Source organism: Pseudomonas sp. Irchel s3b2, assembly GCF_900187445.1.
Classification (GTDB): Bacteria; Pseudomonadota; Gammaproteobacteria; order Pseudomonadales; family Pseudomonadaceae; genus Aquipseudomonas.
Window position 1 is genome coordinate 16,749 of record NZ_FYEB01000015.1, and the last position, 18,393, is coordinate 35,141.

The following is an 18,393-nucleotide window of genomic DNA, read 5'->3' on the forward strand; positions in this document are numbered from 1 at the left end:
AGGAAAAATCTCCATGCAACAAGGCAAATCATTGGTTCTGCTGGGTCTGTTCGGCGCGATGTTCGCCACCCACGTTTCGGCCCATGGCCTGTGGACCGAACAACGTCGCGGCAATATCGAAGCCATCTACGGTGATGGCGCTGAGGACAATGCCTTCAAGGCGCAGAAAATCAGCGGCGCCTGGGCCTACGACACCGAAGGAAAAATGATCCCGGTTACCGTGGAACGCCTGGCCGACCATGCGCGTCTGCAACCACTCAAACCGCCCGCGGCGCTAGCAGTCGCGCTGGACAATGGCATGTGGTCGCTGACCGCCGACAAAAAGTGGATCAACGAAGGGCGCAGTAAGGTGCCAGGATCGATCGAGTCGACCGAGACGTTCAAATACAGCCTGGCCATTTACCAGCCGGGGGCGAAGTTGCCGAAGCTCGATCAGATGAAATTGGTGATTTTGCCGGAAGTCGATCCGCTGACGGTCGGGCCGGGCAGGTCGTTGCCGGTACGGGTGCTATTGGACGGCAAGCCGGCGGCGGGCGTGAAGTTGGTGGGCGACTATCGTAGCGCGCCGAGTACCATGAGCACCGAAACCGATGCGGACGGCCGGGCGCAGGTTCTGGTGCGCAATGAAGGGTTGAACGTGATTGCGGCGCAGGTGGAAGTGCCAGTGAAAAATAGCCCGGATGTGGCGACACGCGGGCTGTTCACGTCGTTGACCTTCCTGGGCGAACCGCATCACGAGTAACCACCGCATGATCGTTCCCACGCTCTGCGTGGGAATGCCGCCATGGACGCTCTGCGTCCACTGTGACGCGGAGCGTCACGGGATGCATTCCCACGTGGAGCATGGGAACGATCAGTCCGGGGGGGCGTTAGAGGTCGCCTAGTCCGTCGATCAGCGCCTGATTCTGTTCTGGCGTACCGATGGAAATCCGCAGGAACTGGGCAATCCGCTCCTGCTTGAAGTGCCGAACGATCACGCCCTGTTCGCGCAACTTCGCCGCCAGCCCTGCCGCATCGTGCTTCGGGTGACGAGCGAAAATGAAGTTCGCCGCCGATGGCAACACCTCAAACCCTTTCGCCTCCAGCTGCGCGACCACCTTCTCGCGACTCTCGATGACCAACCGGCAGGTCTTGTCGAAATACTCGCGATCCTCGAACGCCGCCGCCGCCCCGACAATCGCCAGACGATCCAGCGGATAGGAGTTGAAGCTGTTCTTGATCCGCTCCAGCGCCTCGATCAGGTCCGGGTGCCCCACCGCCAGACCAACCCGCAGGCCCGCCAGCGAGCGGGACTTGGACAGGGTCTGAGTCACCAACAGGTTCGGATAACGGTCCACCAGCGTGATCGCCGTTTCACCGCCGAAATCGATGTAAGCCTCATCCACCACGACCACCGAATCCGGGCTGGCCTTGAGGATCTGCTCAACCGCGTCCAGCGCCAACAGGCAACCGGTCGGCGCGTTCGGGTTAGGAAAAATTATCCCGCCGTTCGGCTTGGCGTAGTCTGCCGGATTGATCTGGAATTGTTCATCCAGCGGCACCGCATCGAACTTAATGCCATACAACCCGCAGTAAACCGGGTAGAAGCTGTAGCTGATATCCGGGAATAGCAGTGGCTGATCGTGTTGCAGCAGACCGTGGAAAATGTGTGCCAGGACTTCATCGGAACCATTGCCGAGGAACACCTGATTGCCCTGCACGCCGTAGTACCTGGCAACAGCCTGCTTGAGCTGGTCGCTGTTCGGGTCCGGGTACAGACGCAGGTTGTCGTTCAGTTCGGTCTGCATCGCGGCCAATGCTTTGGGCGATGGACCGTACGGGTTTTCGTTGGTGTTGAGCTTCACCAGTTTTGCCAGCTTCGGCTGCTCGCCCGGCACGTAAGGCACCAGATTCTTGACGAAGGGACTCCAGAATTTACTCATGCTTAGTTGCCCTTCTTTTCGTCAACGATGCGGTATTCGGCGCTGCGGGCGTGAGCGGTCAGCGACTCCCCACGGGCCAGCACAGAAGCGGTTTTGCCCAGTTCGGAGGCACCTTGCTCGGAGCAGAAGATGATCGACGAACGTTTCTGGAAGTCGTAAACACCCAGCGGCGAAGAGAAGCGCGCGGTGCCGGACGTCGGCAGCACGTGGTTCGGACCGGCACAGTAATCGCCCAAAGCTTCGGACGTGTGACGACCCATGAAGATCGCGCCGGCGTGACGGATCTGCGGCAACCAAGCCTGCGGGTCGGCGACCGACAACTCCAGGTGTTCTGGCGCGATACGGTTGGCGACTTCGATGGCTTGTTCCATGTCGCGAACCTTGATCAGCGCACCGCGACCATTGATCGAGGTTTCGATGATCTCGGCGCGCTCCATGGTCGGCAGCAGTTTGGCGATGCTGGCAGCGACCTTATCGAGGAACTCGGCGTCAGGGCTGACCAGGATCGCCTGGGCATCTTCGTCGTGCTCGGCCTGGGAGAACAGGTCCATGGCAATCCAGTCCGGATCGGTCTGACCGTCACATACCACGAGGATCTCCGAGGGGCCGGCGATCATGTCGATGCCGACTTGGCCGAACACATGGCGCTTGGCGGTGGCGACGTAGATGTTGCCCGGGCCAACCACCTTGTCGACCTTCGGCACGCTTTCGGTGCCGTAAGCCAGCGCGGCAACTGCTTGCGCGCCGCCGATAGTGAACACCCGGTCAACGCCGGCAATGCAGGCTGCGGCCAACACCAGCTCGTTGATTTCGCCGCGCGGAGTCGGCACGACCATGACCACTTCGGTCACGCCCGCCACCTTGGCAGGAATCGCGTTCATCAGCACCGAGGACGGGTACGACGCCTTGCCACCCGGCACATACAGACCGGCGCGATCCAGTGGCGTGACCTTCTGGCCCAGCACCGTGCCATCGGCTTCGGTGTAGCTCCAGGAATCCTGTTTCTGTTTTTCGTGGTAGCTGCGCACGCGGGCCGCGGCTTTTTCCAGCGCGTCGCGCTGAGGCACGGTGATGCGGGTCAATGCCAGTTCCAGGCGTTCGCGCGGCAGGATCAGGTCTGCCATGGAGGCGACTTGCAGGCCGTCGAACTTCTGGGTGAATTCCACCAGCGCCGCGTCACCACGCTCGCGCACAGCCTTGATGATGTCCAGCACCCGCTGATTGACCGAGTCGTCAGACACACTTTCCCAGCTCAGCAGATGATCCAGATGATGTGCGAAATCCGGGTCAGCAGCATTGAGTCGGCGAATTGCAGTCGGTGCGGTCATAGCGAGAGCCTCATAGGATTGGCAAAAACTCAGGCGCCCGAAGCTAACATTCGATCCGCTTGGGCACCTGAGAATTCTGGCTATGAGGCGGATAGACGGCGCGACTCAAGGTCGCGCAGGTAAATCAGCCGCGGTGTCGAGACTCCACTGCCTTGCGCAGGGTGTCGATCAACGCCTGGATACGGGCGTGTTGCATTTTCATCGAAGCTTTGTTGACGATCAGCCGGGAGCTGATGTCGGCAATGAAATCCTGAGGTTCCAGGCCATTGGCACGCAGGGTGTTACCGGTGTCGACCACATCGATGATCTTGTCCGCCAGACCAATCAGCGGCGCCAGCTCCATCGAGCCGTAGAGCTTGATGATGTCGACCTGACGGCCCTGCTCGGCGTAGTAACGCTTGGCGACATTGACGAATTTGGTCGCTACCCGCAGACGGCCCTTGGGCTCGACATCGCCGACACGGCCGGCGGTCATCAGCTTGCACAGGGCAATTCGCAGATCCAGAGGCTCGTACAGACCCTGGCCGCCATATTCCATCAGCACATCTTTACCGGCGACGCCGAGGTCCGCGGCACCATGCTCGACATAGGTCGGCACATCGGTGGCGCGCACGATCAGCAAGCGCACATCGGCCTGAGTCGTGGGGATGATCAGCTTGCGGCTCTTGTCCGGATTCTCGGTCGGCACGATGCCCGCTTCAGCCAGAAGCGGCAGGGTGTCGTCAAGGATGCGGCCCTTGGACAGTGCGATAGTCAACATGGGAAACGTCAGTCCTTATCAAGGTACTCATGCCCGGTCGCAAGTGACGCCGGACACACATCGAGGGTGTCACCACCCTCGACTCATAACAAATTCAGCAGGCGCGTCCTTGCGCCCATACGGCAACGACTAGCCCGGTACGCGGCGGATCTTGGCGCCGAGCATCTGCAGCTTCTCTTCGATGCACTCGTAACCACGGTCGATGTGGTAGATGCGGTCGATCAGGGTATCGCCTTCGGCGATCAGCGCCGAGATCACCAGGCTGGCCGAAGCACGCAGGTCGGTGGCCATTACTGGCGCGCCCTTGAGCTTTTCGATGCCGGTGACGATGGCGGTATTGCCTTCGACCTGGATGTGCGCGCCCATGCGGTGCAGTTCGTAAACGTGCATGAAGCGGTTTTCGAAGATCGTCTCGATCACCGCCCCAGTGCCTTCGGCAATGGCGTTGAGGGAGATGAACTGCGCCTGCATGTCAGTCGGGAACGCCGGGTACGGAGCGGTCCGCACGTTGACGGCTTTTGGCCGCTTGCCGTGCATGTTCAGCTCGATCCAGTCTTCACCGCAGGTGATTTCAGCACCCGACTCGCGAAGTTTTTCCAGAACGGCTTCGAGGATGGTCGGATCGGTGTCCTTGACCTTCACACGGCCGCCGGTGACCGCTGCCGCCACCAGGTAGGTGCCGGTCTCGATACGGTCAGGCATCACTTTGTACGTGGTGGTGTGCAGACGCTCGACGCCATCGATGGTGATGGTGTCAGTGCCGGCACCGGAAACCTTCGCGCCCATGGCATTCAGGAAGTTCGCCAGGTCGACGACTTCAGGCTCGCGAGCGGCGTTGGCCAGCACGCTACGGCCCTTGGCCAGAGCAGCCGCCATCATGATGTTTTCGGTACCGGTCACGCTGACGGTATCAAAGAAGAAGTGCGCACCGCGCAAGCCGCCTTCAGGCGCCTTGGCCTTGATGTAGCCGCCTTCGACATCGATCACCGCGCCCATGGCTTCGAGACCACGGATGTGCAGGTCGACCGGACGCGAACCGATGGCGCAACCGCCAGGCAGTGCGACTTCGGCTTCACCGAAACGGGCAACCATCGGGCCCAGCACCAGGATCGAGGCACGCATGGTTTTCACCAGTTCGTACGGCGCGATCAGGGTCTTGATGGTGCGCGGGTCGATTTCGACGCTGAGCTTCTCGTCGATCACCGGCTCAATGCCCATGCGGCCGAACAGCTCGATCATGGTGGTGATGTCGTGCAGGTGCGGCAGGTTGGCAACGGTAACCGGGCCATCGCACAGCAGGGTTGCAGCCAGGATCGGCAGGGCAGAGTTCTTTGCCCCGGAGATGCGGATCTCGCCATCAAGACGAGCGCCACCGGTAATAATCAATTTATCCATAAGAATCTCGACGCCCTTGGGCTCAGGTGCGCTCGGCCCAGGCCGCGCTGCTGAAAAATTTCATAGTGACCGCATGGATGCTGCCATCGGTGATCCATGGGTTCAAATGGGCATAGATCTGCTGCTGACGCTTGACCGGGCTTAACGCCGCCAGTTCATCGCTAATCACGTTCAGCTGAAAGTTGCAGCCTTCGCCCTCAACTTCTACCAGCGTTCCGGGCAGCTTTCCTTCAAGGAAGCTCTTCACTTCTACGGCCTGCATGCTCAACCTCAATCGGCGCCCTGTGCGCGCGGGTCGGACATCATACAAAAAAGCCCCGCGCCTGCGAACCCCGCGAAGCAGGACTCTGACGGGGGGCTTCTTTATAGATGCGGTTCAGGGATGCGCCAACAGCTCGGTCAATTCGCTGACCTGAGCAATTTCGCGCATATCGTCGGGTATCGCACGAATGCTCAGGGCCTTGCCGGCCGCCTGGGCATCGCGCATGAAGCACAGCAGCAGCGACAAGCCGACGCTGCTGGACTTCTCCACCGCGGAGCAATCAACCACCAGCGCAGCCGCGTTACTGGACTTGATCAGCGCCTGCCCCTGCTTGCGCAGGTTCGGGCCTGTCCGGTAATCCAGCACACCACTAAGCAGCAGCTCGCCGGATTCGCTCATGCGAATGGCCGACTCACTCATTGGGTTTGGGTCTCGGTGGATTTTTCGGTGGCTTCCTTGGCTTTGGCGACTTCCCCGGCCCAACCGTTGATGGTTTTGTCCAGGTCGTTGCCATTGCGCTGCATTGCATCAGCGAACTGATCGCGGAACAGCTTGCCAATGTTGATGCCATTGATGATCACGTTGCGCAGCTTCCACTCGCCATTGATCTTTTCGAGTGTGTAAGACACAGGGTAGATCGCGCCACTGCTGCTTTTGACCGTCATGCCAACGCTTGTACGGTCTCCCGATTCATCCTTGGCTGGGTCAACGGTGATGCTTTCGTTGTCGTACTCCAGCAGGGCATTGCCATAGAACTGGAACAGGCCCCTTTTGAAGTTTTCGACAAACTTCTGCATCTGCTCGGGTGTGGCCTTGCGTGAATACTTGACCGTCATGATGCTTTTGGAAATACCTTCGGCATCCACCACAGGTCCGACGATGGTATTCAGCGCCGTATAAAAGTCTTGCGGGTCCTGCTTGTACTTTTCCTTGTTGGCGGCAAGATCCGCCAGCAACCGGGTGGTGGTGTCCTGTACCAGTTCATGCGCGGAAGGCGCCGCTACGGCGTTAGCCATCAACGGCAAGGCCGCGAGTATTACCAACAGGCCACGTCGCAATATAGAGATCATTTAAAAGCTCCTCATTTGGCGTCTTTACTAACGGTATTGAGCAGGAATTTACCGATCAGGTCCTCGAGCACCAGCGACGACTGCGTGTCGTGGATGGTTCCACCCTCCTTGAGCAGGGTTTCTTCCCCACCGACGCTCACACCGATGTACTTCTCGCCCAACAGGCCAGCGGTCAGGATAGATGCAGTGGAATCAGTCGGCAGGTTATCCACGCGCTTTTCCAGTTGCATGGTCACCCGGCCAGTGAAGCTGTCGCGGTCCAGATCGATCGCCGTGACCTTGCCGATGGTCACACCGGCCATGGTCACTTTAGCTCTGACCGTCAAACCGGCGATATTGTCGAAATACGCATAAAGTTTATAAGTATCGGTGGTGGCGCTCGGGGACAGGCCACTGACCCGCAACGCAAGCAACAGCAAAGCCAGGATGCCAGCCAGCAAGAAAAGGCCGACACCGATTTCCAGGGTGCGGTTTTGCATCAGAAATCTCCAAACATCAAGGCGGTCAGAATAAAGTCCAGGCCGAGTACAGCCAAAGAGGCATACACCACGGTCTTGGTAGTGGCACGACTGATCCCCTCGGAGGTGGGCTCGCAATCATAGCCTTGGAATACGGCGATCCAGGTTACGACGAAGGCAAAAACCATGCTTTTGATAATGCCATTGAGCACATCGTCGACAAACGTCACGCTGTTTTGCATGTTCGACCAGTAAGAGCCTTCATAGACACCCAGCCAGTCGACTGCCACCCACGAACCGCCCCAGATACCCACCACGCTGAAGATCATCGCCAGCACAGGAAGGGAAATGAAGCCGGCCCACAGGCGCGGGGCAATGATGTACTTGAGCGGGTCGACCCCGATCATCTCCAGACTGGACAATTGCTCGGTGGATTTCATATTGCCGATTTCGGCGGTCAGGGCGGAACCTGCGCGCCCGGCGAACAGCAAGGCTGTGACCACCGGACCCAGTTCACGCAACAGCGTCAGCGCAACCATCTGCCCGACGGCCTGCTCCGAACCGTAGCTGGACAGAATGTTGAAGCCTTGCAGCGCCAGCACCATGCCGATGAATATCCCGGAGACGACAATGATCACCAGGGACATCACGCCCACGGAATGCAGTTGCTTGACCAGCAGGCCAAAACCACCGCCGATGCCGCCACGACCGAGCAAGGCATGAAACAGGAACAACGCCGAACGCCCGAATACCGCCAGCACATCGATGCCGGCGTAGCCGAAGCGGCGCACTCTTTCTATCAGTGAAATCTTGCGCATCAGCGCTTCCCCAGAAGATCTGCGCGGTAATCCGTCGCTGGAAAATGATAGGCGACCGGACCATCGGGTTCGCCCGTCAGGAATTGACGAATACGTGGCTCGTCCGACTTCATCAAATCCTTGGGCGCGCCCTGGCCCAACACTTGCCCGTCACCTACCACAATGAGGTGGTCGGCGATGCTCGCGGTCTCGGCCAGATCGTGGGAAACCACGATGCTGGTGATGCCCAGCGCATCGTTGAGCAGGCGGATCAGGCGTACCAGCACGCCCATAGCGATCGGATCCTGGCCGACAAAGGGCTCGTCATACATGAGGATTCGCGGATCGAGAGCAATTGCCCGGGCCAACGCGACACGACGCTTCATGCCGCCGGACAATTCGTCAGGCATCAGGTCGATGGCACCACGCAGGCCCACAGCCTGCAACTTGAGCAGGACAATGTCGCGGATCATTTCTTCCGGCAGCCCGGTATGAACACGCAGCGGAAAGGCGACGTTCTCGAACACATCAAGATCGGTAAACAGCGCGCCGCTCTGAAACAACACACCCATGTGCTTGCGCGCATCGAACAGATCGCTGCGCGACAACGTTGGCAGGTTCTGGCCGTTGACCCAGACTTCGCCGCTGGTGGGGCGCAATTGTGCGCCTATCAGCCGCAACAGCGTGGTCTTGCCACACCCGGAAGGCCCCATGATGCCGGTGACCTTGCCGCGCGGGATACGAATATCGACGTTATTGAAAATGCTGCGCGTACCGCGCTTGAAGGTCAGTCCCTTCAGCTCGACCGCGTAGGCGTTATCGGCGCTCATCTAAACTCCTTGCGATGCAGCCTCTCACTCGGACGCCTGGCTTTCTGGCGAAAGCACATACCTCCCCGGGCAGGCCGAACTGGCGGCGAACTATATCACTGCAAAGGCCAAGCGCCCAAGGCCCAAGCCGGGTACGTTCAGCATCATGACCGCCTGAAATCATCTATTTAGAGAGATTCGGTAACAAGGAATGACAAACCGCGACGAACTTGCGTGAGGGTTTTGATCATTACCGTTATAATCGCCGCCTTTTCATCAGGCTATTCGATTTCCGACATGAACCAATCCAGCGACCTGATTCAATCAGCACAACGTACCATCCGCCTCGAACTGGAAGCCGTACAAGGCTTGCTACCCCATATCGATGCAGATTTCGTACGTGCTTGCGAGATGATTCTGGCCAGCAAAGGCCGCGTGGTCGTGGTCGGCATGGGCAAATCGGGGCATATCGGCAGCAAGATTGCCGCCACCCTGGCCAGCACCGGCACCACGGCTTTCTTCGTGCACCCGGCCGAGGCCAGCCATGGCGACATGGGCATGATCACCCGTGATGACATCATTCTGGCGCTGTCGAACTCCGGGTCTACCAACGAAATCGTCACCTTGCTACCGCTGATCAAGCGCCAGGGCATTCAAATGATCAGCCTGACTGGCAACCCCGAGTCGCCGCTGGCCAAGGCTGCGGAAGTCAACCTCAATGTAAGCGTCGAACACGAAGCGTGCCCGCTGAATCTGGCACCTACTTCATCGACCACTGCTGCGCTGGTCATGGGTGACGCTCTCGCCGTTGCCTTGCTTGAGGCTCGTGGCTTTACCGCTGAAGATTTCGCTTTTTCCCACCCGGGGGGTGCCCTTGGCCGCCGCTTGCTACTGAAAGTGGAAAACGTCATGCATGCCGGCACCGAGTTGCCGCAAGTGACGTGCGGCACGCTGCTCAAGGATGCCTTGATGGAAATGACCCGCAAGGGGCTGGGCATGACCGTCGTGCTGAGCACGGATGGGAAACTCGCCGGGATCTTCACCGACGGCGACCTGCGACGCACTCTGGACCGCACCATTGATATTCACAGCACGACCATTGACGAAGTGATGACCGCCCATGGCAAGACCGCCCGCGCCGAGATGCTCGCCGCCGAGGCGCTCAAAATCATGGAAGACCACAAGATCAATGCACTGGTAGTGGTCGACAGCGAAGACCGCCCGGTCGGCGCCTTGAACATGCACGACTTGCTGCGTGCGGGAGTAATCTAAATGAGCACGGACCTGCTGCAACGTGGCAAACAGATCAAACTGGCGGTATTCGACGTCGATGGCGTACTGACCGACGGGCGCTTGTACTTCCTTGAAGACGGTAGCGAATTCAAGACGTTCAACACCCTCGACGGCCAGGGCATCAAGATGTTGATGGCTGCCGGCGTGCAAACCGCGATCATCAGCGGCCGCAAAACGCCGGTGGTCGAACGGCGCGCGAAGAACCTCGGCATTCCACACCTGTTCCAGGGCCGAGAAGACAAACTGGTGGTGCTCGATGGGCTTCTTGCCCAACTCAACCTGAGTTATGAACAAGTGGCTTACCTCGGCGACGACTTGCCAGACCTGCCGGTGATTCGCCGCGTCGGCCTTGGCATGGCGGTGGCCAGCGCTGCCAGTTTTGTGCGCGAACACGCCCATGGCATCACCCAGGCCCGCGGTGGCGAGGGTGCCGCTCGGGAATTCTGCGAGTTGATCCTGCGCGCCCAGGGCCACCTCGATGCGGCCAATGCCGCGTACCTGTGAGCCCATCATGCTGAGCAAAAAGATTCGCAACATCCTGGTGTTCGGTTGCATCGCAGCGATTTTTGCAGCGGTCGGCTATTGGAACATCAGCCCGGAACGCTTCCTCGACAAGCCGGTGGTGAAGGTCGATGAAAGCGCGATCGACTATTACGCCGTCAACGCCCACAGCGTGCAATACCTGCCCGACGGCAAACTGCAATACGAGATGACGTCGGACAAGGTCGAACACCTGAAAGCGACCGAAGTGACGTTGCTGACCAATCCTGACCTGAACATGTTCCGTGGCACCGAATTCCCCTGGCACGTCCAGAGCGAGCGCGGCGAAGTCAACCCGGACGGCACTCAGGTCGAGCTGATTGACTCGGTACGTATCACGCGTTTCGACGAAAAAAACCGCAAGACCCTGATTACCACCACCCGTATGACAGTGTTCCCGCAGCAGCAATATGCGCAGACCGATCAACCCGTTAGAATCGATGGCGCTGGCGGTGTATCGACAGGCAACGGAATGAAAGCGTACTTGAAAGAAAGCAGGATACACCTGCTATCGAACGTAAGAGGACAGTATGAGGCTCGTTAAAACTCTCCCTATTTTGCTCAGTCTGGGCGCAGCACTGGGAAGCGTGAGCGCCTGGGCTCTGCCGAACGATCAAGAGCAGCCTATCCGCATTCAGGCCGACGATGCCCAACTGGACGACAAGAATGGCGTTGCCACCTATAAAGGTGACGTGATCATCACCCAGGGCTCGATGAAGGTCACCGGCAATACCGTGACCATCACCCGCACTCCAGCCGGCGACATCGACGTGGTGACTTCGGTGGGCAACCTCGCCTACTTCGAGCAACTGCAAACGGCAGGCGACACCAAGCCGGTTCAGGGCTACGGCGTCACCATCCAGTACCACGCCTCGCAAAACCGTGTCGTTCTGATTGATCGCGCCAAAGTCATCGACAAAGACAACAACGTCACCCAAGGCGAGAAAATCGTCTACGACACGGTCAAAAAGCTTGCGAGCGCCGGTCGCGCCACGGGTAACAAGGTCACCGAGACGCGTCCTCGCATCGACATGGTGATCCAGCCGAAGAAGAAAACCGACGAGCAAAAGGCCCAGTAATGGCAACTCTGAAAGCTCAGCATCTGGCCAAGAGCTACAAGAGCCGCCAGGTCGTGCGCGACGTCAGCCTGTCCATCGACAGCGGTCAGATCGTCGGCTTGCTTGGCCCTAACGGTGCCGGTAAAACCACCTGTTTCTACATGATTGTCGGCCTGGTACAGGCCGATCAGGGCCGTGTACTGATCGATGACCTGGACGTCAGCCACCAGCCGATGCACGGTCGTGCGAAGGCGGGTATCGGCTATCTTCCGCAAGAAGCGTCGATCTTCCGCAAACTGTCGGTGGCCGACAACATCATGGCCATCCTCGAGACCCGCAAGGAACTCGACAAGGCCGGTCGTCGCCAAGAGCTGGAAAGCCTGCTGCAGGAATTTCACATCCACCACATCCGCGACAACCTCGGCATGAGCCTGTCCGGTGGTGAACGCCGCCGTGTGGAAATCGCCCGGGCCCTGGCTACCAACCCGAAATTCATCCTCCTCGATGAACCCTTCGCCGGCGTAGACCCGATTTCGGTGGGCGACATCAAGCAGATCATCCATCACCTCAAGGCCAAAGGCATTGGTGTGCTGATCACGGACCACAACGTCCGCGAAACCCTGGATATCTGCGAAACGGCCTACATCGTCAACGACGGACAGTTGATCGCCGAAGGTGACTCCGCCACCATCCTGGCCAACGAACTGGTCAAGGAAGTGTATCTGGGCCATGAGTTCCGACTGTAAGCGCTGAGGTGCCTGGCCCAGTCGCCCACAGCGCTGTAATAGTAAAAAATCAATAAGTTTTTATTGTTACAGCACTCTAGGCAAACACTTCAGTTTCAGGCATATAATTTGCTTATGTTTGGCGCTTCGGCGCCCTGTAGTGGATGGCGCATGTGCGCCGGCGAATTAAGGTGTTAAGCCCCTGCCATGAAACCATCGCTAGTCTTGAGAATGGGCCAGCAGCTGACGATGACACCGCAGCTGCAACAGGCCATCCGCCTGCTCCAATTGTCGACCCTGGACCTGCAACAGGAAATCCAGGAGGCCCTGGAGTCCAATCCGATGCTCGAACGCCAGGAAGAAGGCGACGACTTCGATAACGCCGACCCCTTGGCCGATAGCGCCGAACAGAAACCCAATGCCGACATTCAGGAACCCTCCTACCAGGAAACCGCCCCGACGGTGGATAACCTCGAGGAAGGTGACTGGAACGAGCGCATTCCCAACGAATTGCCCGTCGACACGGCCTGGGAAGACGTCTACCAGACCAGCGCCAGCAGCCTGCCGAGCAACGATGACGACGAGTGGGATTTCACCACGCGTACGTCGGCCGGTGAAAGCCTGCAAAGCCATTTGCTCTGGCAATTGAACCTGGCACCGATGTCTGACACCGATCGCCTGATCGCCGTGACCCTGATCGATTGCATCAATAATCAGGGCTACCTGGACGAAACCCTCGAGGAAATCCTCGATGCATTCGACCCGGAACTGGACATCGAACTGGACGAAATCGAAGCCGTCCTGCACCGCATCCAGCAATTCGAACCCGCTGGCATCGGCGCCCGCAACCTTGGTGAATGCCTGCTGCTGCAACTGCGTCAACTGCCCGCCAAGACCCCATGGCTGGCCGAAGCCAAGCGCCTGGTCACCGATTACATCGACCTGCTCGGCAGCCGCGATTACAGCCAGCTGATGCGCCGCATGAAACTCAAGGAAGATGAACTGCGCCAGGTCATCGAACTGGTCCAGAGCCTCAACCCGCGCCCGGGCTCACAGATCGAGTCCACTGAAGCCGAATACGTCGTTCCCGACGTGATCGTGCGCAAGGACAACGAGCGCTGGCTGGTGGAATTGAACCAGGAGTCGGTGCCACGCCTGCGGGTCAACGCCCAATACGCCGGTTTCGTACGCCGTGCCGATACCAGCGCTGATAACACCTTCATGCGCAATCAGCTGCAGGAAGCTCGCTGGTTCATCAAGAGCCTGCAAAGCCGCAACGAAACCCTGATGAAAGTGGCTACCCAGATTGTCGAGCATCAGCGCGGTTTTCTTGAATACGGCGACGAAGCCATGAAACCGCTGGTACTGCACGACATCGCCGAAGCGGTGGGCATGCACGAATCGACGATTTCACGGGTGACCACGCAAAAGTTCATGCATACCCCACGGGGCATCTATGAATTGAAATACTTTTTTTCCAGCCACGTCAGCACCTCCGAAGGCGGTGAATGCTCGTCCACGGCGATCCGCGCGATCATCAAAAAACTGGTTGCCGCGGAAAATCAGAAAAAGCCGTTGAGTGACAGCAAGATCGCTGGTTTACTGGAGGCACAAGGCATTCAGGTAGCCCGTCGTACCGTCGCCAAGTACCGCGAATCTTTGGGGATCGCGCCTTCCAGCGAACGGAAGCGGTTGATGTAGCCGCCGGGCTCGCCACAGCGTTCCAGTGGCAGGCATTTCTGCCTGCCGCTTTATGCACTGGCAACGAAGGAGAAGCTGTATGCAAGTCAACATCAGTGGACACCAACTGGAAGTGACCGAACCCCTGCGCACCTATATCGGCGAAAAACTCGACCGATTAGAGAGGCATTTCGACAGGATCACCAACGTGCAAGTCACGATGAACGTCGAGAAGCTGCTGCAGAAAATCGAAGCCACGCTGCATATCCCCGGTGGAGAAGTGGTCGCCAATGCCGAGCATACGGACATGTATGCCGCCATCGACCTGCTGACCGACAAGCTGGATCGCCAACTCAAAAAGCATAAGGAAAAGACCCAGAGCCTCCTCCAGGGCGCGACCGGTCGTTAACACTCCCAACCCATGATCCGACTAGAAACCATCCTGACCCCCGGCCGTTCCCAAGTGAACGCGCCGGGTGGCAGTAAAAAGAAAGCCCTCGAGCAAATTGCCAACCTTATCCACCGCGAAGTGCCGGATCTGGAAATGCAGGACGTCTTCGAGGCTCTGATTGCCCGTGAGAAACTCGGTTCTACCGGTTTCGGCAACGGCATCGCCATCCCCCATTGCCGGCTCAAAGGCTGCACCTCGCCAATCAGTGCGCTGCTGCACCTGGAAGCCCCTATCGATTTCGACGCCATTGATGGTGCCCCGGTTGACCTGCTGTTTGTGCTGCTGGTCCCGGAAGCCGCCACCGATGCACACCTGGAATTGCTCCGTCAGATCGCCAGCATGCTGGATCGCAAGGAAGTGCGTGAAAAACTGCGCAGCGCCCCGAGCAACGAAGCCTTGTATCAGGTTGTCCTGGACGAGCAGAACGGTCACTAATCATGCGCCTGATCATCGTCAGCGGCCGTTCCGGCTCAGGTAAAAGCACCGCCCTCGATGTGCTCGAGGACAACGGCTATTACTGCATCGACAACCTGCCTGCCGGCTTGCTGCCGGAACTGGCCGAACGCGCGCTGATTCACACCGAACTGGCACAACCGCTGGTGGCCGTGTCCATCGATGCACGTAACTTGCCAAGTCACCTGTCACGGTTTCCCGAACTGCTGGAAGAAGTCCGCGGCCGGCATATCCAGTGCGACGTGCTGTACCTGGACGCCGACGAAGAAACCTTGCTCAAACGCTTTTCGGAAACTCGCCGTCGTCACCCACTGAGCAGCGCCAATCGCTCATTGGCGGAGGCGATACAGGACGAAACCAATCTGCTGGGGCCTATCGCCGATCTGGCCGACCTCAAGGTCAATACCACCAATCTGAACCTGTATCAGCTACGCGATACCATCAAGCTGCGCCTGTTGAATCAGCCGGAGCCCGGTACTGCATTCCTGGTGGAATCTTTCGGGTTCAAGCGTGGCATGCCGGTGGACGCCGATCTGGTGTTCGACGTGCGCTGCCTGCCCAACCCTTACTGGAAACCGGAACTGCGGGCACAATCCGGGCTCGATCAACCGGTGGCCGAGTACCTGGCGGCACAGCCGGACGTCGAAGAGATGTTCCAGGACATTTCCTCCTACCTGCTCAAGTGGTTGCCCCGCTTTGCCGCCAGTAACCGCGCCTATGTCACCATTGCCATTGGCTGCACCGGCGGGCATCACCGCTCTGTCTACCTGACCGAACGTCTGGGTCAGGTCCTGCAAAAAACCCTGAAGAACGTCCAGGTTCGCCACCGCGACCTCAGCTAAAGGATTCACATCGCGATGCCTGCTCTGGAAATCGAAATCATCAACAAGCTGGGCCTGCATGCCCGCGCGTCTGCCAAATTCGTTGGAGTGGCGGGTCAGTATCCCTGCCAGATCAGGGTAGGACGCACGCCTGAATCCGTGGTGGACGGCAAAAGCATCATGGCCATGATGATGCTGGCCGCTGGCAAGGGCACCACAATCCACCTGAGCACTGAAGGCGAACAAGAGCAGGAAGCGCTGGATGCACTGGTAGCGTTGATCAACAACTTCTTCGATGAAGGCGAGTAATCCTCGCGCTCTAGGCAAGCGCTGTATCCATCACCATCATCAGACAAAACCCGATCAGCAGCCCAAGGCTGGCCAGTTTATCGTGACCATGGCGGCGCGATTCGGGTATGACTTCGTGAGTCACCACCAGCAGCATTGCACCGGCCGCCAGTGCCAGCCCCAAAGGCAACAGCAGTTCGGCCAGGCTCACCAGCCAGGCGCACAACAGCGCAAAGACCGGCTCGACCAAACCTGACGCCGCTCCGATCAGGAACGCCTTGACCCGCGACATCCCTGCTGCGGCCAACACCAACGCAATCACCAGCCCTTCCGGTACATCCTGCAAGGCAATGCCCATGGCCAGGCTGTCGGCGTCAGGCATGCCACCACCGGCCGAGACACCGACTGCCATGCCTTCGGGGATGTTGTGGGCGATGATGGCGAACACAAACAACCAGATTCGCGGTGCAATTACCGATCGCTCCAGTGCCCCCACGAGCATTTCCGGCGTAGCGCCGGACACCTTGCGATCCACCAGAAACAGCCCGAATGCGCCCAGCATGATGCCGAAACTGATCAGGCCGCTCGCCGCCCAAGGCGTCAGGCCGAGATTTTCAGCCGCGGCAATGCCCGGCACGATCAGCGAAAACGCCGTCGCAGCGAGCATCACTCCGGCCCCGAAACCGAGCAATATGTCGCTGACTACCTGAGGCATCTGCCGAATCACCAGCACCGGCACCGCGCCCAAAGCCGTGCCCAAGGCACAAATCACCCCGCCTTGCAGGGCACGCTGCAGTTTCGATTCGAGGTCCAGCCAGCTCAGCCCTTGGGCAGCCAATAACGTCATGCCCGCCAGCAGTAACAGCGATCCCAGTGCGTAACGAAACATCCGTCCACTTCCGACTGCCAGTGTTTCAGTGCCCATAGTCAGCCCTGGATTGTTTTATAGAGACTTAGGGGGCGTTCTCAACTAGTTCCCCCTCCGCGTTGTCGCCTTAAAGCGGGCCAGGCAAGGCGCAGGCTGCTGGGAATGGTTGTTCCCTTTCCAAGGCCTGCAACGCAGGCTGGCCCGTTTTAAGGCACAACCCGAAGGGCCGGGCCTGCTGTTGTGCAGGGCTGCGTTGCTCGAAGCTTATTTGGAATGACCAAACCACGCTTCTCGCGCCTTGCCCTGCACAACAGCAGACCCGGCGCGGAGGGGAAACTAGTTGAGAACGCCCCCTAAACCAGCGCAGCCTGATAACGCGTGGCGACTTCGGGCCAATTGATCACGTTGTAGAACGCATTGATGTATTCCGGACGGCGGTTCTGATAGCGCAGGTAATAAGCGTGTTCCCAAACGTCCAGGCAGAGAATTGGCGTATTGCCGCTCATCAATGGGCTGTCCTGGTTGCCGCTGCTTTCAACGATCAAGGTCTTTTGCGGCGTCACGCTCAACCAGGCCCAACCGCTACCAAAACGGGTCAGCGCGGCTTTGGTGAAGGCCTCCTTGAAGTTGTCGAGGCCGCCCAGTTGCTCGTCGATCGCCTTGGCCAGCGTACCTTCAGGCTGGCCACCGCCGCTGGGCGCCATGACTTCCCAGAACAACGAATGGTTGGCATGCCCACCGCCCTGATTGATCACCGCCGCACGAAGTTTTTCCGGCAATTGCTGGACAGCCGCCACCAGTTTTTCCACGGGCCATTCAGCAAATTCAGTGCCTTCGACTGCAGCGTTGAGGTTGTTGATGTAGGTCTGGTGGTGTTTGGTGTAGTGGATTTCCATGGTCTGCGCATCGATGTGCGGTTCCAGGGCGTCGTAGGCGTACGGCAAGGCAGGCAGGGTAAAAGCCATTTCAATGAACTCCATGTTGTAAGGGCGCAGGCTGATGCGAGGGCGAAGCGGTGTCGGTGTGCAGCAAACGGTGGGTGCGCGGATACTCGCCGTGATCGCTGATGAAATTCAGCAGCTCGACATAGGTTTTGCTGCTCTGGCGCAGCGCGGCTTCACGCAAAGCCGGCGCCAGTCGTGGGTTCTGCATGGTCTGCAACAGCCGTTGATGGATCGCGCACAGGTACTCGGCGCTCTCCTCCGGCTGGTTCAGACGCAAGTGCAGGTCCGCCAGGTTATGGTGGGAAATCACGCAAGCCGCCACCGCTTCGTCGGCATCCGCCCAGCGCTCGAACAACACCTGAGCCAAAGCCAATGCCTGCAAATAAGCCTCGCGGGCATCGACCAGCTCGCCCAGCATGAAACAGCGATTTGCTCTTTCGATCGTGCGTTTCCAGTGCTCCATGGTGAGCC

The 18,393-nt window shown here is 58.9% G+C and carries 24 protein-coding genes; 11 read left to right on the forward strand and 13 right to left on the reverse strand.

Going from position 1 to position 18,393, the window contains the following annotated elements; all coding sequences use genetic code 11:
• Nucleotides 1–13: 13 nt before the first annotated feature.
• Nucleotides 14–742: a DUF4198 domain-containing protein gene (locus tag CKW20_RS23900; RefSeq protein ID WP_095055103.1), complete on the forward strand. Its 729-nt coding sequence runs from the start codon at nt 14–16 to the stop codon at nt 740–742.
• A gap of 127 nt (nt 743–869) precedes the next feature.
• Here CKW20_RS23900 and hisC read toward each other — a convergent pair whose 3' ends face one another.
• The 10 genes from hisC to CKW20_RS23950 form a co-directional block, all read right to left on the reverse strand.
• On the reverse strand, nt 870–1,922 hold the full coding sequence (hisC, locus tag CKW20_RS23905) for a histidinol-phosphate transaminase (protein ID WP_095055104.1): 1,053 nt from the start codon (nt 1,920–1,922) through the stop codon (nt 870–872).
• A 2-nt stretch (nt 1,923–1,924) separates the two neighbouring features.
• A complete protein-coding gene (hisD, locus tag CKW20_RS23910) occupies nt 1,925–3,250 on the reverse strand; it encodes a histidinol dehydrogenase (protein WP_095055105.1) in 1,326 nt (441 codons plus the stop codon).
• A 124-nt stretch (nt 3,251–3,374) separates the two neighbouring features.
• Complete coding sequence (hisG, locus tag CKW20_RS23915; RefSeq protein ID WP_007901570.1) at nt 3,375–4,010, reverse strand: ATP phosphoribosyltransferase; 636 nt, start codon at nt 4,008–4,010, stop codon at nt 3,375–3,377.
• Between the two features lie 129 nt (nt 4,011–4,139).
• Nucleotides 4,140–5,405, reverse strand: a complete 1,266-nt coding sequence (murA, locus tag CKW20_RS23920) for a UDP-N-acetylglucosamine 1-carboxyvinyltransferase (protein WP_008070575.1) — start codon at nt 5,403–5,405, stop codon at nt 4,140–4,142.
• A gap of 22 nt (nt 5,406–5,427) precedes the next feature.
• The gene (locus CKW20_RS23925; RefSeq protein WP_007912386.1) at nt 5,428–5,667 is read right to left on the reverse strand and encodes a BolA family protein; all 240 of its coding nucleotides are present in this window, start codon (nt 5,665–5,667) and stop codon (nt 5,428–5,430) included.
• Nucleotides 5,668–5,781: 114 nt separating this feature from the next.
• Nucleotides 5,782–6,087 (reverse strand): lipid asymmetry maintenance protein MlaB, encoded by a 306-nt coding sequence (locus tag CKW20_RS23930; RefSeq protein ID WP_095055106.1) that lies wholly within the window; start codon nt 6,085–6,087, stop codon nt 5,782–5,784.
• The gene (locus CKW20_RS23935; protein WP_095055107.1) at nt 6,084–6,737 is read right to left on the reverse strand and encodes a phospholipid-binding protein MlaC; all 654 of its coding nucleotides are present in this window, start codon (nt 6,735–6,737) and stop codon (nt 6,084–6,086) included. Before CKW20_RS23935 ends, CKW20_RS23930 begins: the two co-directional genes overlap by 4 nt.
• Before the next feature lie 11 nt (nt 6,738–6,748).
• On the reverse strand, nt 6,749–7,216 hold the full coding sequence (mlaD, locus tag CKW20_RS23940; RefSeq protein ID WP_095055108.1) for an outer membrane lipid asymmetry maintenance protein MlaD: 468 nt from the start codon (nt 7,214–7,216) through the stop codon (nt 6,749–6,751).
• On the reverse strand, nt 7,216–8,013 hold the full coding sequence (gene mlaE / locus CKW20_RS23945; RefSeq protein WP_095055109.1) for a lipid asymmetry maintenance ABC transporter permease subunit MlaE: 798 nt from the start codon (nt 8,011–8,013) through the stop codon (nt 7,216–7,218). The genes mlaD and mlaE overlap by 1 nt, the downstream gene beginning before the upstream one ends.
• Complete coding sequence (locus tag CKW20_RS23950) at nt 8,013–8,822, reverse strand: ATP-binding cassette domain-containing protein (protein WP_095055110.1); 810 nt, start codon at nt 8,820–8,822, stop codon at nt 8,013–8,015. The genes mlaE and CKW20_RS23950 overlap by 1 nt, the downstream gene beginning before the upstream one ends.
• 276 nt (nt 8,823–9,098) lie before the next feature.
• Here CKW20_RS23950 and CKW20_RS23955 point away from each other — a divergent pair, with 276 nt between their 5' ends.
• The 10 genes from CKW20_RS23955 to CKW20_RS24000 all read left to right on the forward strand — a co-directional run bounded on the left by CKW20_RS23955 (nt 9,099) and on the right by CKW20_RS24000 (nt 16,131).
• Nucleotides 9,099–10,073 carry a KpsF/GutQ family sugar-phosphate isomerase gene (locus CKW20_RS23955; RefSeq protein ID WP_095055111.1) on the forward strand — a complete coding sequence of 325 codons (975 nt, stop codon included), beginning with the start codon at nt 9,099–9,101 and terminating at the stop codon, nt 10,071–10,073.
• The gene (locus tag CKW20_RS23960; protein WP_095055112.1) at nt 10,074–10,598 is read left to right on the forward strand and encodes an HAD family hydrolase; all 525 of its coding nucleotides are present in this window, start codon (nt 10,074–10,076) and stop codon (nt 10,596–10,598) included. It begins immediately after the preceding gene.
• Between the two features lie 7 nt (nt 10,599–10,605).
• The gene (gene lptC / locus CKW20_RS23965) at nt 10,606–11,178 is read left to right on the forward strand and encodes an LPS export ABC transporter periplasmic protein LptC (RefSeq protein ID WP_095055185.1); all 573 of its coding nucleotides are present in this window, start codon (nt 10,606–10,608) and stop codon (nt 11,176–11,178) included.
• The gene (gene lptA / locus CKW20_RS23970; RefSeq protein WP_095055113.1) at nt 11,165–11,713 is read left to right on the forward strand and encodes a lipopolysaccharide transport periplasmic protein LptA; all 549 of its coding nucleotides are present in this window, start codon (nt 11,165–11,167) and stop codon (nt 11,711–11,713) included. The genes lptC and lptA overlap by 14 nt, the downstream gene beginning before the upstream one ends.
• Entirely contained in the window at nt 11,713–12,438 is a 726-nt protein-coding gene (gene lptB / locus CKW20_RS23975; protein WP_030128011.1) for an LPS export ABC transporter ATP-binding protein, read from the forward strand. The genes lptA and lptB overlap by 1 nt, the downstream gene beginning before the upstream one ends.
• A gap of 186 nt (nt 12,439–12,624) precedes the next feature.
• Nucleotides 12,625–14,118 carry an RNA polymerase factor sigma-54 gene (locus tag CKW20_RS23980; protein ID WP_095055114.1) on the forward strand — a complete coding sequence of 498 codons (1,494 nt, stop codon included), beginning with the start codon at nt 12,625–12,627 and terminating at the stop codon, nt 14,116–14,118.
• Nucleotides 14,119–14,197: 79 nt separating this feature from the next.
• The gene (gene hpf / locus CKW20_RS23985; RefSeq protein ID WP_095055115.1) at nt 14,198–14,506 is read left to right on the forward strand and encodes a ribosome hibernation-promoting factor, HPF/YfiA family; all 309 of its coding nucleotides are present in this window, start codon (nt 14,198–14,200) and stop codon (nt 14,504–14,506) included.
• Nucleotides 14,507–14,518: 12 nt separating this feature from the next.
• The gene (ptsN, locus tag CKW20_RS23990; protein ID WP_007901530.1) at nt 14,519–14,983 is read left to right on the forward strand and encodes a PTS IIA-like nitrogen regulatory protein PtsN; all 465 of its coding nucleotides are present in this window, start codon (nt 14,519–14,521) and stop codon (nt 14,981–14,983) included.
• 2 nt (nt 14,984–14,985) lie between these two features.
• The gene (gene rapZ / locus CKW20_RS23995; RefSeq protein ID WP_007901528.1) at nt 14,986–15,843 is read left to right on the forward strand and encodes an RNase adapter RapZ; all 858 of its coding nucleotides are present in this window, start codon (nt 14,986–14,988) and stop codon (nt 15,841–15,843) included.
• A gap of 15 nt (nt 15,844–15,858) precedes the next feature.
• A complete protein-coding gene (locus CKW20_RS24000) occupies nt 15,859–16,131 on the forward strand; it encodes an HPr family phosphocarrier protein (protein WP_095055116.1) in 273 nt (90 codons plus the stop codon).
• A gap of 10 nt (nt 16,132–16,141) precedes the next feature.
• On the opposite strand, the gene CKW20_RS24005 is transcribed toward CKW20_RS24000, so the two are convergent.
• From CKW20_RS24005 to CKW20_RS24015, 3 genes are all read right to left on the reverse strand, one after another.
• A complete protein-coding gene (locus CKW20_RS24005) occupies nt 16,142–17,035 on the reverse strand; it encodes a ZIP family metal transporter (protein WP_095055117.1) in 894 nt (297 codons plus the stop codon).
• A 296-nt stretch (nt 17,036–17,331) separates the two neighbouring features.
• Nucleotides 17,332–17,943 (reverse strand): superoxide dismutase, encoded by a 612-nt coding sequence (locus CKW20_RS24010; protein ID WP_095055118.1) that lies wholly within the window; start codon nt 17,941–17,943, stop codon nt 17,332–17,334.
• A 1-nt stretch (nt 17,944) separates the two neighbouring features.
• Nucleotides 17,945–18,385: a hypothetical protein gene (locus CKW20_RS24015; RefSeq protein ID WP_095055119.1), complete on the reverse strand. Its 441-nt coding sequence runs from the start codon at nt 18,383–18,385 to the stop codon at nt 17,945–17,947.
• Between the last annotated feature and the right edge of the window lie 8 nt (nt 18,386–18,393).